Below are 16,234 nucleotides of genomic sequence, written 5' to 3'. Positions count from 1 at the left end.
GCAAACGGGGGAACCGCCGCCGGCCGCGCGGCCTCAGTCGTTCAGTGTCGCCATGTCGATGACGAAACGGTACTTCACGTCGCTTTTCAGCATCCGCTCGTAAGCCGCGTCGATGTCTTGCATCTTGATCGTCTCAATGTCCGAGACGATGCCGCGCTCGGCGCAGAAATCGAGCATCTCCTGGGTCTCGGCGATGCCGCCGATCAGCGAGCCCGAGAGACTGCGGCGGCGGAAGATCAGCAGGCCGACCGAGGGGCTGGGGTGCGGCTCCGCCGGCACGCCGACCAGGGTCATCGTGCCTTCGCGCTTCAACAAAGCGAGGAAGGCGTCGAGATCGTGCGGCGCGGCGACGGTGTTGAGGATGAAATCGAAGCTGCCGGTGTGCGCTTTCATCTCGGCGCGCTCGCGCGACACCACGACCTCGTCCGCGCCGAGCGCCTTGGCGTCCTCGCGCTTCGAGGGCGAGGTGGTGAAGGCGACGACATGGGCACCGAGCGCCTTGGCGAGCTTGATCCCCATGTGGCCGAGGCCGCCGATTCCGACGATTCCGACCTTGTGCCCGGGCCCGACCTTCCAGTGGCGGAGCGGCGACCAGGTGGTGATGCCGGCGCAGAGCAGGGGCGCGACGCCGGCCAGCTGATCGGCCGAGTGGCGGATCTTCAGCACGAATTCCTCGCGCACCACGATATGGTCGGAATAGCCGCCGTAGGTGTTGTCGCCGGTATCCTGGGTCGGTCCGTTGTACGTGCCGGTGAAGCCCTTCTCGCAATATTGCTCCAGCCCTTCCTGACAGGACGGGCAGGTGAGGCAGGAATCGACCATGCAGCCGACGCCGACGAGATCGCCGACGGCGAACTTCGTCACTGCATCTCCGACGGCGGTGACGGTTCCGACAATCTCGTGGCCGGGAACGCAGGGATAGCGCGTGCCGGCCCATTCGCCGCGCGCGGTGTGGAGATCGGAGTGGCAGACCCCGCACCAGGAGATGGCGATGGCGACGTCGTTGGGCTTGGGATCGCGGCGCTCGAACGAGAAGGGCGCGAAGCGCGAGTCGGGCGAGTGGGCGGCGTAGGCGCGGGTGGGGATCGTCATCGCGTGGCTCCTTTGCGGTTGGCGCGCGCTTAGCAGAGGCCGGGGCGGGGGCAAGGGGGTGAGCGGCGGCGGGCGGGGGAGGAAAGCAGCGCGCGTCCCGATGGGGGTTCACAACTCTGCCCTTTTGCCCGACAGAAGCCGCGATGTCCCGCCGTTTTCGCCCGCTGACGCCGCTGCAAGGCGAGCAGGAGCGCGCCTCCTCGCCGCGCGACCATGCCGCGCTCTCCGCCTCAGCCGGCACCGGCAAGACGCACGTCCTGACCGCACGCGTGCTGCGGCTGCTGCTGTCCGGTGTCGATCCGGCATCGATCCTCTGCCTCACCTTCACCAAGGCCGGCGCGGCCGAGATGGCCGATCGCATCCACGAGCGGCTCGCCTTCTGGGTGCGTTTGCCGGCGGCCGACCTTCGCAAGGAGATGTTCGCGCTCGGCGAGCGCACCGACGACGCGACGCTCGCCAAGGCGCGCACCCTGTTCGCGCGGGTCCTAGACGCCGCCGGCGGCGGGCTGCGCATCCAGACGATCCACGCTTTCTCGCAGAGCCTGCTCGCCGCTTTCCCGGCCGAAGCCGGGCTCGTCCCGGGCTTCCGGCCGCTCGAGGGCCGCGAGGAGCAGATGCTCGCCCGGCAGACGCTGGCGGAGATGCTGGTCGAGGCCGAGGAGGGCGGCGACCTGCCGCTGATCCGCGACGTCCAGGCGCTCAGCCACCGCCTCGGCGAGGCCGGTGCGGAGGGCTTCCTGCGGGCCTGCGCGCGGGCGCCGGCGGCGATGGAGGCGCTCGGCGCGCGCGAGGGCGTGGCCGCGCGCCTGCGCCGCGCCTTCGGCCTTCCGGCCGGCGACGTCGAGGAGGCGATCGCCGCCGCCTGCCGCGACGACAGCTTCGATCTCGCGACGCTCGACCGGATGGTGGCGGCGAACCGCAGCTGGGGCACCGCCACCGGGCTCAACTGCTGCGACGTCGTCGCGGCCTGGCGCGCCCGCGGCCAGGCCGAGCGGGGGAACAGCCTGGACGAGCTCGCCGGCCTCGTCCTCACCAAATCGGGCGAGCCGCGCAAGCCGCAGGCCGGGCTGCTCAAAGCCGATCCCGATTATGCCGTTCATGCCGAGCGCCTGATCGACTGCTGCCGGCGCCTGCTGGGGATGCGCCGTACCGCCGCCCTGGCTGACGGTCTCGCCGCCGGGCTGCGCGCCGGCCAGGCCTTCGCCTTCGCTTATTCCGCCGCCAAGCGCGCCGCCGGCGCGGTCGATTTCGACGACCTGATCCGCCGGGCCGAGCAATTGCTGCTCACGCCCGGCATGGGCGAGTGGGTGCGCTACAAGCTCGACCAGAGCACCGACCACATTCTCGTCGACGAGGCGCAGGACACCAACGAGCGCCAGTGGAACATCGTCCGCGCCCTGGCGCTGGAGTATTTCGCCGGGGAGGGCGCCTCGCAGCGCCCGCGCAGCGTGTTCACGGTCGGCGACTACAAGCAGGCGATCTTCGGCTTCCAGGGCACCGATCCCCACGCCTTCGAGGTGGCGCGCGCCTGGTTCGCGCGCGAGGCGGAGGCGGTCGACCGCGCCTTCCTCGATCTCTCGATGGACCGCAGCTTCCGCTCGTCGCCCCAGATTCTCGAGGTGGTCGACCGGGCGATCGGGGCGCTCGGCCACGAGGCGCTGGGCCTGCCTCGGCCGCCGAACCGGCACGAGGCCCATCATGCCGCGCGCGGCGGCGCCGTCACTCTGTGGCCGCCGTTCACCGGAGAGGCGGTCGGCGACGAGGAAGAGACGGGCGAGGAAGGCTGGGTCTCCGACACGGTGCGCGCTTATGCGGGCAAGATCGCCCGGCAGATCAGGGCCTGGCTCGACGCGCCGTTCATGGTCGAGGCGCGCAAGCGGCCGCTGCGTCCGGAAGATATTCTGGTGCTGGTCCGGCGGCGGGGTGACCTCGCGTCGCTGATCGTCGCGCGCCTCCATGCCGAAGGGGTGCCGGTCGCCGGCGTCGACCGCCTGCTGCTCACCGCCCCGCTCGCCGTCCAGGATCTGCTCGCCGCGGTGCGCTTCGCCGTGCAGCCGCTCGACGACCTCAACCTGGCCGGCCTGCTGGTCTCGCCGCTGTTCGGCTGGAGTCAGGACGATCTGTTCGCCGCCGCGTTCGAGCGCGAGGGCGCCCTGTGGCCGCGCCTGCGCGCGCTCGGGCAGGACGGCGCGGCGCTCCCGCCGCCGCTGCGCGAGCGGCTCGCGACGACGCTCAGCGGGCTCGGCGAGATCCTCGCGATGGCGGATTATGCGACCCCGCACCAGTTCCTCGAGACCCTGCTGTCCGGCGGATCGGATACGAGGCGCCGGCTGCTCGAGCGGCTCGGGCCCGAGGCGCGCGACCCGATTGAGGAATTGCTCGCCGCCGCGCTGGAGTTCGAGGCGACCGCGGCGCCGTCGCTCCAGCGCTTCCTCGACTGGTTCGCCCGCGGCGACGTCGAGATCGTCCGCGATCCGTCCGCGCCGCTCGACGCCGTGCGGGTGATGACGGTGCACGGCTCGAAGGGACTGCAGTCGCCGATCCTGATCCTCGCCGACGCCTGCGCCGATCCGGACCGCAAGGGCGGCGGCATCGGCGGGAGCTTCACCAGCCTCCATCTGGAGGACGGGGTCGACGTGCCGGTGTACCGTCCCCGCAAGGACGAGCTCGCCGAGCCGCTCGCCTCGCAGATCGCCGCGCTCGATTCTCTCGAGCGCCAGGAGCATTGGCGGCTTCTCTACGTCGCGCTGACCCGGGCCGAGGAGCGGCTCTACGTCGGCGGCGCGCTCGGCCCGATGGCGAAAGGGGTGCCGCCGCTGGCGAGCTGGCATCGGGCGGTCGAGACGGCGCTCTCCGGCCTCGGCGCCGCGTGGGAGGAGGATCCGGTCTGGGGCCGCGCGCTGCGCCACGGCAGCCCGGCCGTGCCGGCCAAAGCGGAGGCGCTGCGGACCGCAGCGCCGCTCGCGCTCCCCGCCTGGTTGCGACGCCCGGCGCCGGTCGAGGCGCGGCCGCCGCGACCGCTGGCGCCGTCCGCGCTGGGGGAGGACGACGTCACCGATCCGCCGCCGACCCCGGCGCTGCGCCAGGCGGCGATTCGCGGGCGGCTGCTCCACCAATTGTTCGAGCGCCTGCCCGACGTCCCGCGGGAGGAGCGCGCGGAGCGGGCCGCGCACTGGCTGCAGCACGCCGCCGGCGTCGACGATCCCGCATTCCGGGAGCGGCTGATCGAGGACGCGTCCAGGGTGATCGACGATCCGCGCCACGCCGAGCTGTTCGGCCCGGCCGCGCTCGCTGAAGCGCCGATCGCGGCGGTGCTGCCCGACGGCCTGGTCGTCGCCGGCACGGTGGACCGGCTGTTGGTGCTCCCCGACCGGATCGTGCTCGCCGACTTCAAGACCGGCCGCAAGGCGCCCGCCGCCCTCGACGAGATCCCGGTGCCGCATCTCCGGCAGATGGCCGCTTATGCCGACGCCCTGCGGGTGATCTTTCCTGGGCGTCGTGTCGAGGTGAAGCTGCTCTACACCTCGGCGCCCGTCCTCCACGCGCTTCCGGACGCATTGCTCGACGCCCACCTGCTTCGTGCGGCTTGAGACCGATCGTCCGGCGCCCTACATCGAGCCCAACTTCAGGAGACTGCAATGGCTACCAAGACTGTCACCGATACTTCCTTCGAGGCCGATGTGCTCGGCGCGTCCAAGCCCGTGCTCGTCGACTTCTGGGCGGAATGGTGCGGCCCGTGCAGGATGATCGCCCCGGCGCTCGAGGAGATCAGCAACGAGCTCGGCGAGAAGGTCGAGGTGCTGAAGCTCAACATCGACGAGAATCCCGACGCTCCGGCCAAATACGGCGTGCGCGGCATCCCGACGATGATCCTGTTCAAGGACGGCCAGCCGGCCGCGACCAAGGTCGGCGCCGCGCCGAAGACCCAGCTGCAGAGCTGGCTCGAAGGCCAGCTCTAAGCACTGGCATCAGGTCGGAAGACGAGAGGAGGGCGCGGCGCAGGCTGCGCCCTCTTTTTCGTTCTCCCATCGCTTGTCTCCGTCATTCCCGCGAAAGCGGGAATCCAGCCGAGCGCAAGTGACTGGTACCGAGGCTTGCTGGATCCCCGCTTTCGCGGGGATGACGAGGCATAGGAAGGGAGCGCCGGCGGCGCTCAGGCGGCGTCCTCTTTTTCCTCTTCGGCGGGCGCCGGCGCCTCTCGGCCCAGCCACTGGTTCAGCGCCGCTTCGGCGCGGAGCGTGTAGAGGCGCTTGCGGTTGGCCTTCTTCGCTTTGCCCTCGACCGGCGGGAACAGGCCGAAGTTGACGTTCATCGGCTGGTAGCTCTCCGCCTCCGCGCCGCCGGTGATATGGCCGAGAAGGGCGCCGAGCGCCGTTTCCGGCGGCGGCGGGACCAGTTCGGTGCCGAGCAGCTCGGCGGCGGCGAAGCGCCCGGCGAGCAGCCCGATCGAGGCCGATTCGACATAGCCCTCGCAGCCGGTGATCTGGCCGGCGAAGCGGATGTGCGGCGCCTTCCTCAGCCTGAGCGTGCGGTCGAGCAGCTGCGGCGAATTGATGAAGGTATTGCGGTGGAGCCCGCCGAGCCGGGCGAACTCCGCCTTCTCGAGCCCCGGGATGGTGCGGAACAGCCGGACCTGCTCGGCATATTTGAGCTTGGTCTGGAAGCCGACCATGTTCCACAGGGTGCCGAGCGCGTTGTCCTGGCGGAGCTGGACGACGGCATAGGGCCAGCGCCCCGTCCTCGGATCGTCGAGGCCGACCGGCTTCATCGGGCCGTAGCGCAGGGTATCGACGCCCCGCTCGGCCATCACCTCGATCGGTATGCAGCCCTCGAAATAGGGCGTGTCCTTCTCCCACTCGCGAAATTCGGTCTTCTCGCCGTCGAGCAGACCCTGGTGGAAGGCGAGATACTGCTCCTTGGTCATCGGGCAGTTGATGTAGTCCTTGCCGTCGCCCTTATCCCAGCGGGAGGCGAACCAGGCGACCTCCATGTCGATGCTGTCGCGGTGGACGATGGGCGCGATCGCGTCGAAGAAGGCGAGGGCGTCGGCACCGGTCGCCGCGCCGATCGATTCGGCCAGTCCCATCGCGGTGAGTGGACCGGTCGCGACGATCGTCGGGCCGGACGCGGGGAGGGCGTCGATCCGCTCGCGGACGATCTCGATGTTCGGGTGGGCGGCAAGGCGCGCGGTCACGCCTTCCGAGAAGCCGTCCCGGTCCACGGCGAGCGCCGATCCGGCGGGCACCTTGTGCAGATCGGCCGAGGCCATGATCAGCGAGCCGAGCGCGCGCATCTCGGCGTGGAGCAGGCCGACCGCATTGTGCTCGGCGTCGTCGCTGCGGAAGCTGTTCGAGCAGACGAGCTCGGCGAGGCCGTCGGTCTGGTGGGCGGGCGTCATCTCGCCCGAGCCGCGCATTTCCGAGAGGCGGACCTTCACGCCGGCCTCGGCGAGCTGCCACGCCGCCTCGGAGCCGGCGAGCCCGCCGCCGATGATGTGGATCTGCTGTGTCATGGGCGGGGCGATAGTCGCTTTGGTGCAGAGGAGGAAGGCAATCCTCCACCGTTGGTCGTCACTCTCATCCTCCCTCTCAGGGGGAGGTGTCAGGCGAAGCCTGACGGAGGGGTGTCAGCGTCAGCGCCCCTGTGCCGAGGCTGACACCCCTCCGACGCGCTGCGCGCGCCACCTCCCCTCAAAGGGGAGGAACTGACGGCTTACTCCCCGCTGCCGTCGATGACGGCGTCGCTGGCGGCGAGGGTCTGGTCCTCGACGTCGACGACGGCCTCGGCTTCCTCCTCGCTCTCCTCGATGCGGGCCGCGGAGACGACGTGCTCGTCCTCGGCGACATGGAAGAGGCGGACGCCGGCGCTGTTCCGGCCGATCACGCGGGTGTCGCCGACGCTCATCCGGATCATTTTCGCCTGGTCGGTGACCAGCATCAATTGCTCGCCGCGATGGGCGGGGAAGCTGGCGACGACCGGACCGTTGCGCTCGAGATTGTCGATGTTGGTGATGCCCTGACCGCCGCGATTGGTGCGGCGATACTCGAAGGCCGAGCTGCGCTTGCCGTAGCCGTTCGCGCAGACGGTGAGGATGAACTCCTCGGCCTCCTTGAACTGCTCCATCCGCTCGGGCGGGAGGGTCGGCTCGGCCGGATCGTTCTTCCACTGGGCCGACTTGAGATAGGCCTCGCGCTCCTCGGTGGTCGCGTCGAAGCCCTTGAGGATCGAGAGCGAGATCACCTCGTCGCCGTCCTTCAGGGTGACTCCGCGCACACCGGTGGACGTGCGGCTCTGGAACTCGCGCACGTCGGTCGCGCAGAAGCGGATCGCGCGGCCGCGGCGGGTCGCGAGCAGGACGTCATCCTCCTCGGTGAGCAGAGCGACGCCGATCAGCCGGTCGCTCGCATCCTCCTCGAAGCGCATCGCGAACTTGCCGTTGGACGGGATGTTGGCGAAAGCGTCCATCGCGTTGCGGCGGACGTTGCCGTGCGCCGTCGCGAAGACGACGTGGAGGTTCTTCCACTCCTCCTCGTTCTCGGGGAGCGGCAGCACGGTCGAGATCGTCTCGCCTTCCGCCAGCGGCAGGAGGTTGACCATCGGCCGACCGCGGGCCTGCGGCGCGCCCTCGGGCAGGCGCCAGACCTTGAGGCGATAGACCTTGCCGTGAGTGGAGAAGAACAGCACCGGCGTGTGAGTCGAGGTGACGAACAGCTTGATCACCGCGTCCTCGTCCTTCGTCGCCATGCCGGCGCGGCCCTTGCCGCCGCGCGCCTGGGTGCGGAAGGTCTCGAGCGGGGTGCGCTTGATATAGCCGCCGTGGGTCACGGTGACGACCATGTCCTCGCGCTCGATCAGATCCTCGTCGTCGATCCCGTCCGCCGCCGGAGCGATCTCGGTGAGGCGCGGCGTCGCATAAGCCGCGGCGACCTCGTCGAACTCGGCCTGCATGACGGCATAGAGCTTCACCCGATCGCCGAGGATCTCGAGCAATTCGGCGATCGAGGTGGCGAGCTCGCGCAGCTCGCCGGCGATCTCGTCGCGGCCGAGGCCGGTCAGGCGGTGCAGGCGAAGCTCGAGGATCGCACGGACCTGGGTGTCGCTGAGGCGGTAGGTGCCGCCCTCGGCCTGGTATTCGACCGCCTCGACGAGCTTGATGTAGGGCGCGATCTCCTCGACCGGCCATTCGCGGGCGAGCAGCGAGGCGCGGGCTTCCGCCGGCGAGGCCGAGCCGCGGATGATCCGCACCACCTCGTCGAGGTTGGTGACCGCGATCACCAGGCCGAGCAAGATGTGGGCGCGCTCGCGGGCCTTGTTCAGCTCGAACTTGGTCCGGCGGGTGATCACCTCCTCGCGGAACTTGACGAACGATTCGATGATGTCGCGCAGGTTCAGCGTCTCGGGCCGGCCGCCGCGGATGGCGAGCATGTTGGCCGGGAAGCTCGACTGGGCCGGCGTATGGCGCCACAGCTGGTTGAGCACGACCTCGGCGGTCGCATCGCGCTTCAGCTCGATGACGACGCGGACGCCCTCGCGGCTCGATTCGTCGCGGATGTCCGCGATACCCTCGATCCGTTTGTCCTTGGCCGCCTCGGCAATCTTCTCGACCAGCCCGGACTTGCCGACCTGATAGGGGATGGCGGTGAGGACGATCGACTGACGGTCGCCGCGCCCGGTCTCGATCGTGTGGCGGGCCCGCATCATGATCGAGCCGCGGCCGGTGTGATAGGCGCTGCGCGCGCCGGCCTGGCCGAGGATCAGCGGCCCGGTCGGGAAATCGGGCCCGGGGATGATCTCGATCAGCTCGTCGATCGTGATCGCCGGATTCTCGATATAGGCGCGGCAGGCGGCAAGCACCTCGCCGAGATTGTGCGGCGGGATGTTGGTCGCCATGCCGACCGCGATGCCGCCGGCGCCGTTGACCAGGATGTTGGGAAAGCGGGCCGGCAACACCTGAGGCTCGCGCTCCGAGGCGTCGTAGTTCGGCTGGAAATCGACCGTATCCTTGTCGATGTCGTCGAGCAGGGCCGAGGCGACGCGGGCGAGGCGCGCCTCGGTGTAGCGCATCGCCGCCGGCGGATCGGGGTCCATCGAGCCGAAATTGCCCTGGCCGTCGATCAGCGGCACCCGCATCGACCAGTCCTGCGTCATTCGGGCGAGGGCGTCGTAAATCGAAGAATCGCCGTGCGGGTGGTATTTACCCATGACGTCGCCGACCAGGCGGGCGGACTTGCGGTACGGACGCCCCGCGACGAAGCCGGCCTCGTGCGCGCCGTAGAGGATGCGGCGATGCACGGGCTTCAGGCCATCGCGGACATCCGGCAGCGCGCGGCTGACGATCACCGACATCGCGTAGTCGAGGTAGGAGGTCTTCATCTCCTCGACGATGGAGATCGGGGAGATATCGCTGTTGTCGATGGTCGGCGGTACGCTGGCCACTAATCGTTCCTGACTGTTCTGCGTGGTGCGCCCGGGAGGACGCCTGGTTGATGCGGGGCGGGTCTAGCCGATGGTTTCGGCGAGCGCCACCCGCGTGCACGCGCACGCGCGCGCACAGGACCTAGATAGTCAGCCTCGGCGGAATCGCCACCGAGCGGAGTCGCTATTCTCCGGATCGAAAGCGTAGCCGTCGCTGTCGAAGCTTTTCAGAGCCTCGGGATCGGAAAGGCGATGCTCGCAGATGTAGCGCGCCATCATCCCGCGGGCGCGCTTGGCGGCGAAGGTGTTGAAGCGCAGGCCGTCGGGGCCCTGCTCGCGAAAATCGATCTCGATCACCTGCACGCCTTCCGGCAGCCGGGTTTCCACCGCGTGCCAATATTCCTTGCTGGCGAGATTGATCACCGTATCGCCTCCGGAGGCGCCGAGATCCTCCGCGAGCTGCGCTGCGATCCGGTCCTGCCACCACGCATAGAGATCGCGGCTCCGCCCCGGCGCCCAGCGCGTCCCCATTTCCAGCCGATAGGGTCGAATAGCATCGAGCGGGCGAAGCAGGCCGTAAAGGCCGGACAGGATCCGGAGGTGGTCCTGGGCGAAGAGCACCGCTTCCTCGTCCAGGCTGTGGACCTCGAAGCCCGAATAGACGTCGCCGGCGAAGGCATAGATGGCGGGCCGCGCCGGCTGTTCGAGAAAATTGCGGTAGCGCTCGACGTTGAGCGCCGCGAGCGTGTCGGAGATGTGCATCAGATCGCCGAGCTTCCTGCGCGAGAGCCTGGCTGCGGCGGTCGCCAGCGTGGCCGCCTCAGTCTCGAAGCGCGGCGCGGTAGGCGCGAGCGGGGGGAGGGGACGCTTGAAATCGAGCGTCTTGGCGGGGGATATGACGGCAAGCATCGGGCGCGGTTAGCGAGGCCTTCACTTGCCTGTCAAACCTCCCCGGTAATTGCCGAATCTCAGGCTTTTGCGGCTCGTCGCGGTTCAACGCGCGTTCAGCGGCACATAGGTAGAAACGCGCATCGATTGGCGATAGTAGAGCCCGCTTCCCCGCGGGCGGCCGATCGCTCCCGGGCGCAATCAGCAGGAGGCAATTCACCTATGGCTTCGACATCCCGGCTCGCGCTCGGCACACTTCTCGCCCTCGGCACGGCCTCGATCGTCGCTACGGCTCCCGCCTCGGCAAAATCCTATTCCGGCCCGGTGCTCAGCAAGTCCGAGCGGGCGGCGCTCTCCGCCCTCGAGACGGCGCTGAATGCGCGCAACTATCCGGCCGCCAATGCCGCGCTCGCCCCTGCCCAAGCGGCCGCGCAGAGCGCCGATGCCCGTTTCTATCTCGCCGGGCTGCAGCTGCGACTTGGCCGCGAGACCGCGAACACGGCGCTGCAGGCGTCGGCGATCGACGCCCTCGTCGCGAGCGGCCGGGTGCCCGCCGCCGAGCAGGGCGCGCTCTACGCGACGCAGGGCGCGCTGGCGACCTTTGCCGGGAAGCGCGACAGGGCCGAGGCGGCGCTGACCCGCGCCTATGAGCTGAGCCCGACCGCCGAGACGGCGCTGGCCCTCGCCCAGCTCAAGCTCGACCGACGCAAGAATGCCGAAGCGCTGCCGCTGATCGACCGGGCGATCAGCCTGCGCAAGGCTGCCGGCCAGCCGGTGCCGGAAAGCTGGTACCGGCGCGGCGTCAACGTCGCGACCATCGCCAATGCGACGCCGGAGGTGCTGAAGTTCAGCCGCGAGCTCGTCGCTGCCTATCCGAGCGAGAAGAATTGGCGCGACACGATCCTCCTTTATCGCGACTTCGCCAAGCCGGACCAGGCTGCGACCCTCGACGCCGAGCGGCTCCTCCGCCTGTCCAGGGCGCTGGCGGGCGAGCGCGACTATCTCGAGGCGGCGCAGGCATTTGAGAGCGCCAATCTGTCCGGCGAGGCGCAGTCCGTCTTCCAGGAAGGCGTCGCCGCCAAGATGGTCGACCCGGCCAAGGCCAGCTTCAAGGAAGCGATCGCGACCAGCACCAAGCGCGCCGGCGCCGCCAAGGCGAAGCTCGCCGGCCTGCGCACCGCGGCGGCCTCCGCTGCCACCGGCACGGCGGCGCTCACCGCCGGCGACCAGCACCTCAGCTTCGGCGACTATGCCGCGGCGGCCGAACTTTACCGCGCGGCGCTGACCAAGAGCGGCGTCGACACGGCCACCGCCAATACCCGCCTCGGCATTGCGCTGGCCCTCGCCGGCCGCCGCGCCGAGGCCGATGCCGCTTTCCGGGCCGTCACCGGCCCCCGTGCCGATCTTGCCTCGCTCTGGCTCGTCTGGCTCGGCCAGCGTGCCTGACCAAGTCCATCAGGAGAAACCGATCATGAAGTTCGTTTCCAGCCTCGCGATCGCCGCCTCGCTCATCGTCGGCGGCGCCGGCGCGACGGCGGCGTTCGCGCAGCAGAACGCCAAGGGCCAGGCGGCGCCGGCCCCGCAGCGCCAGGTCAAGCTCAGCAACGAGGCCAAGAAGGCGATCGGCGAGCTGCAGGCGGCCGTCACCGCCAATGCGCCCGATTATGCGCAGCGCCTCGCCGCCGCACAGGCGGTCGCGAAGAGCACCGATGACCGCTATTACATCGCGCGGCTGCAGCTGGATCACGCCAGCAACATCAAGGACAATGCCGCCGTCGTCGCGGCGGCGGAAGCGATCATCGCCAGCGGCGGCGCCGATGCGGCCGAGACCGACCGGCTGCGCCGCGGCATCGCCAGCGCAGCCGCGGGCACCGGCGACTGGGCCCGCGCCGAGGCGCAATATGCGGCACTTTCCGCGGCCGCCCCGAACGACGTCGACCTGCTGCTCGCTCTCGCCCGCACCAAGATCGGTCTGAACAAGCAGGGCGAGGCGCTGCCGCTCTATCAGCGGGCCATCCAGGCCAGCAAGGCGGCCGGCCAGAAGCCGGAGGAGGGCGTCCTCCAGAACGTGATCAAGATGGCGCTGGAGCAGAAGAACTCGGCGCTCGCGCTCGAGGCGGCGCGGGAGGCGGTGACGCTCTACCCGAACAAGCGCAACTTCCAGAACCTCGTCGCGGTCAGCAACGTCGGCGGCGACGACGCGACGGTGCTGGATTTCGCCCGGCTGCGCTACATGAGCGGCCTGCTCGGCAGCGGCCGCGATTATCTCGCGCTGGCGGAGCGGCTCGATTACGACAATTTCCCAGGCGAGGCGAAGGCGGTGCTGGAGGCGGCGTCGCGCGCGGGCCAGTCGACCGGGCCGCAGGGCGCCGCGCTGCTCACCAAGGTGAACGGCCGGATCGCCGAGGATCGTGCCGCTTTGTCGACGGTCGAGCCGAAGGCGCGGAGCGCCGCCAACGGCAGCATGGCGCTCTCGCTGGCGACGGCCCATGCCGGCTACGGCAATTTCGCCAAGGCGATCGAACTCTACCAGCTGGCGCTGCAGAAGGGCGGAGTCGACGCCGACACGGTCAGGACCCGCCTCGGCATCGCTTATGCCCAGGCCGGCCAGCGCGCCGAGGCCGAGGCGGCGTTCCGCGCCGTGACCGGTCCGCGCGCGGGGCTCGCCGGGCTCTGGCTCGCCTGGCTTTCGCAGCAGGGCTGAGGACGGGCCTGGATGGCGCGAGGGGGCGCCGGCGGCGGGAGGTTCCCGGCCGCCGGCGCCCCTTTTTGCGATGCGGCGCCGCGTCCCATATTGCGACGGGCGCAATTCGGCGCTTTCCTTTTTGAGGACCGTTGTTAACGATTGTCGCCCAGTGGTGCGGCCGTTCGCGTGAGCTGAGGACGATGCGCTTCGACGACATGATTGCAACGGTGCTTGGGCAGGGCGAGGGGAATCCCTCCGCCCTCGCGGCCAAGTGGCGGCAGCTCGTCGACCTCCTGGCGCAGCGCCGGGAGGTGCGGACCAGCCCGCAGGTGATCGAAGCGCTCGAATGGCTCCGCCGGCATCGGCTGCACGTCGCCGCCGATACCCGCTGCGCCGTCGCCCGCAGCCTCGCCGGGCGGCGCGTCTCGCCGATCGCGATCGGCTTCTTCGCCGAAGACAAGCCGACCGTGGCGGGACCGCTGATCGGCGGCGCGCTGCTCACTCGCGACGAGTGGATCGCCCTGCTGCCGAGCCTTACGCCGACGGCGCGGGCGCTGCTGCGCCACCGCCGCGACCTGGGCCCGGACGTCGAGCAGGCCCTGGCGAGCTTCGGCCCCTCCGATTTCGCGCTGGCGGGAGCCGTAGGAATGGTCGCGCCGGCCGAAACGCCCGCCGCCGATGCAGGCGAGACCCAGATCCGGGACCTCGTCGCGCGGATCGAGAATTTCCGCCGCCAGCGCGAGGCCGCGGCCGCCCAGCCGCCGACGCCCGAGCCGCTTTCCACCGCCGATTTCCAGTGGGAGACCGGTCCCGACGGGATCATCGTCTGGGTCGAGAGCGCGCCGCGTGGTCCGCTGATCGGCCAGAGCATCGCGGCGATCGCCGAGAACGGCCAGTTCGGCGTGGACGGCCAGGCCGCCGGCGCCTTCGAGAAGCGCGCGCCGTTCCGCGACGCGCGCTTCAGCGTCGCCGGCGGCGGGCCGGTGTCGGGCGACTGGCGGATCTCGGGCGTCCCCTTCTTCGATCCGCTGCACGGCAGCTTCCTGGGATATCGCGGCAGCGCACGGCGCCCGCGTGTCGACGAGGTCGCCCAGCTCGAGTCCGGCACGCCGGGCATTTTCGGCACCAACCTGCCCGCCGATTCGCTGCGCCAGCTGATCCACGAGCTGCGCACGCCGTTGAACGCCATCGTCGGCTTCGCCGAGATGATCGACGGCCAATATATGGGCCCCGCGGCGGCGAGCTATCGCGGACGCGCCTCGGAGATCATGGACCAGGCCGGACGCCTGCTCTCGGCCGTCGACGATCTCGACACCGCGGCGCGGATCGAGACGCGGCGGCTGAGCTTCGACGAGGCCCCGATCGACGCCGTCGCCTTGCTGTGCCGGCTCCACGATGCTTACGAGCGCGTCGCCCGGCAGCGCGGCAGCCGCATCGCCATCGAGATCGAGCAGAACCTCCCCGCCGCCCGGGTCGAGCTCGCCGCCGCCGAGCGGATGTTCGCGCGCATGCTCGCGGCGACGATCGGCCTCGCCCGGGAAGGCGAGGTGATCGCCGCGTCGATGACCATGGGGCTGATGGCCGGCCAGAAGATGCTCTGCCTCGCGATCGACCGGCCGCAGGCGATCGAGGGGCTCGACGAGCGCGCCCTGCTCGACCCCGGCTACAGCCCCGACGGCGACTGGCCGGGCGCGCCCGCGCTCGGGCTCGGCTTCGCGTTGCGCCTGGTCCGCAACCTCGCGGAAGCGGTCGGCGGCGCGCTGGTGGTGGGCGGGAGCCGCTTCTTCCTCTACCTCCCGCCGGAAGGCCCGGCCGAACGATCGAGCGGGCAGGGCGGCTGAGCGCAGTTGCCAAGCCGCCGCTCCCTCCGCTAATCGCGGATCACCGGGGCACGGGCCTGTAGCTCAACGGTAGAGCCGGCCGCTCATAACGGCTAGGTTGCGGGTTCGAATCCTGCCGGGCCCACCAGCCTTCGCCGCTTGCGCGGCTTCGGCTGGCGAGCCAGCGGGGCCGTGCGGGCGGCGAAGGCTGCCCGCCGAAGCCTTGCAAAGGTGGGCCGACAGGCCCGTTCGAAGAATCGGCCGACGGTGTCGGGGAGTAGCGCAGTCTGGTAGCGCATCTGCTTTGGGAGCAGAGGGTCGCAGGTTCGAATCCTGTCTCCCCGACCACGTATGGCCATTTTCACCCGTCCCGCATTGTCCCGGCCGCGGGGCGCGCGCCGGGCCCGCTCCGGATTTGACATGTGATGCGCAATCGCCGCGTATAGCGCGTCGCTGCACAAAGGGGGAGGGCGGCCGTGAACCAGATGGCAGATGCCGCCGCACGCCTGAAGGCGGCGGGACTCTACCTGGGCGGACCCGACCACCTGTTCGACGAGGGCGGCCGCAAGCAGCTCATGATCCTGCTCCATCACGGGCTGACGCCGGACAGTCGGCTGCTCGACATCGGGTGCGGCAGCCTGCGCGCAGGTCACTGGCTGATCCGTCTGCTCGACCCCGACCGCTACTACGGGATCGAGCCCGGTTTCGAGATGGTCGACGCCGGTCTGCGTGCGCTGCTGCCGGCCGAGATCGTCACCGCGAAACGTCCCCGCTTTGACACGAACCGCGATGTTGACTTTTCTGTATTCGGAGCACGGTTCGACTACGTCCTCGCCCGCTCTATCTGGACCCATGCGCCGAAGAGAGCCATTCTGAGCATGCTCGACGGCTTCCTGACGAACGGCGCACCGCACGCCGTCTTCCTCACCTCCTTCCTCGAGCCGCCTCTTCCCTGGTTCGACGAATATCGCGGCGAGTCCTGGGTGCCTCCGGGGGCCAATGTGCGGCCCGGCCTTGGCAACATGGTGCGGCACAGTTTCGGCTGGATACGCCGGGCGTGCAGCGCGCGCGGGTTGCGCGTCGATCGCGTTCGCAACCGAGCCTTTGCGTTCGGAGGCCAGACCTGGCTCGCGATCCGGCGCGACGAGGCGCCCCGCTAATCTTCGCCGTAAAGCCGCGGCGTGTGTGCGACTCGGAGGCTTCGGGTAGCGAACTGCGTCGTCCAGCAGACAGTCCCGCGCCAGTCTTTCCTCGAAACTGGAACGACAGCGCACGAGAATCCCTCGTCTTTTCTGCGCGTGCTCCGAGCCGACGCGCCGCCGTCAACCTTATT

10 protein-coding genes and 2 tRNA genes are annotated in these 16,234 nt (G+C 69.9%); 8 read left to right on the top strand and 4 right to left on the bottom strand.

All coding sequences use genetic code 11. The features are described 5' to 3' along the window. Positions 1–33 precede the first annotated feature (33 nt). Positions 34–1,092 (bottom strand): NAD(P)-dependent alcohol dehydrogenase, encoded by a 1,059-nt coding sequence (locus tag E2493_RS00965; protein WP_135082789.1) that lies wholly within the window; start codon positions 1,090–1,092, stop codon positions 34–36. Positions 1,093–1,235: 143 nt separating this feature from the next. Between E2493_RS00965 and addA the strand changes: the two genes are divergently transcribed. Together addA and trxA are read left to right on the top strand one after the other, a co-directional pair. Further along, on the top strand, positions 1,236–4,682 hold the full coding sequence (gene addA, locus E2493_RS00960; protein WP_135082787.1) for a double-strand break repair helicase AddA: 3,447 nt from the start codon (positions 1,236–1,238) through the stop codon (positions 4,680–4,682). A 48-nt stretch (positions 4,683–4,730) separates the two neighbouring features. Then, the gene (gene trxA, locus E2493_RS00955) at positions 4,731–5,051 is read left to right on the top strand and encodes a thioredoxin (protein WP_135082785.1); all 321 of its coding nucleotides are present in this window, start codon (positions 4,731–4,733) and stop codon (positions 5,049–5,051) included. Between the two features lie 194 nt (positions 5,052–5,245). Here the strand turns inward: trxA and trmFO are convergent, their stop codons facing one another. From trmFO to yaaA, 3 genes are all read right to left on the bottom strand, one after another. Next, positions 5,246–6,604, bottom strand: a complete 1,359-nt coding sequence (gene trmFO, locus E2493_RS00950) for a methylenetetrahydrofolate--tRNA-(uracil(54)-C(5))-methyltransferase (FADH(2)-oxidizing) TrmFO (RefSeq protein WP_135082783.1) — start codon at positions 6,602–6,604, stop codon at positions 5,246–5,248. 200 nt (positions 6,605–6,804) lie between these two features. Further along, positions 6,805–9,528 carry a DNA gyrase subunit A gene (gyrA, locus tag E2493_RS00945; RefSeq protein WP_135082781.1) on the bottom strand — a complete coding sequence of 908 codons (2,724 nt, stop codon included), beginning with the start codon at positions 9,526–9,528 and terminating at the stop codon, positions 6,805–6,807. Positions 9,529–9,657: 129 nt separating this feature from the next. Next, positions 9,658–10,416, bottom strand: a complete 759-nt coding sequence (gene yaaA, locus E2493_RS00940; protein ID WP_135082779.1) for a peroxide stress protein YaaA — start codon at positions 10,414–10,416, stop codon at positions 9,658–9,660. Between the two features lie 201 nt (positions 10,417–10,617). Between yaaA and E2493_RS00935 the strand changes: the two genes are divergently transcribed. From E2493_RS00935 to E2493_RS00910, 6 genes are all read left to right on the top strand, one after another. Beyond that, complete coding sequence (locus tag E2493_RS00935) at positions 10,618–11,841, top strand: hypothetical protein (protein WP_135082777.1); 1,224 nt, start codon at positions 10,618–10,620, stop codon at positions 11,839–11,841. A gap of 25 nt (positions 11,842–11,866) precedes the next feature. Then, positions 11,867–13,099 (top strand): hypothetical protein, encoded by a 1,233-nt coding sequence (locus tag E2493_RS00930; RefSeq protein ID WP_135082775.1) that lies wholly within the window; start codon positions 11,867–11,869, stop codon positions 13,097–13,099. Positions 13,100–13,230: 131 nt separating this feature from the next. Continuing rightward, complete coding sequence (locus E2493_RS00925) at positions 13,231–14,922, top strand: sensor histidine kinase (protein ID WP_135082773.1); 1,692 nt, start codon at positions 13,231–13,233, stop codon at positions 14,920–14,922. Positions 14,923–14,974: 52 nt separating this feature from the next. Beyond that, a tRNA-Ile gene (locus E2493_RS00920) sits at positions 14,975–15,049 on the top strand. Positions 15,050–15,172: 123 nt separating this feature from the next. Continuing rightward, positions 15,173–15,249 (top strand) — tRNA-Pro (locus E2493_RS00915). Positions 15,250–15,377: 128 nt separating this feature from the next. Further along, positions 15,378–16,061, top strand: a complete 684-nt coding sequence (locus tag E2493_RS00910) for a class I SAM-dependent methyltransferase (RefSeq protein WP_135082771.1) — start codon at positions 15,378–15,380, stop codon at positions 16,059–16,061. Positions 16,062–16,234 lie beyond the last annotated feature (173 nt).

Source organism: Sphingomonas parva (ex Maeng et al. 2020) (genome assembly GCF_004564275.1).
GTDB classification, from domain to species: domain Bacteria; phylum Pseudomonadota; class Alphaproteobacteria; order Sphingomonadales; family Sphingomonadaceae; genus Allosphingosinicella; species Allosphingosinicella parva.
The sequence above is the reverse complement of the archived record's forward strand: the minus strand, read 5'-3'. Positions and strand labels throughout refer to the sequence as shown.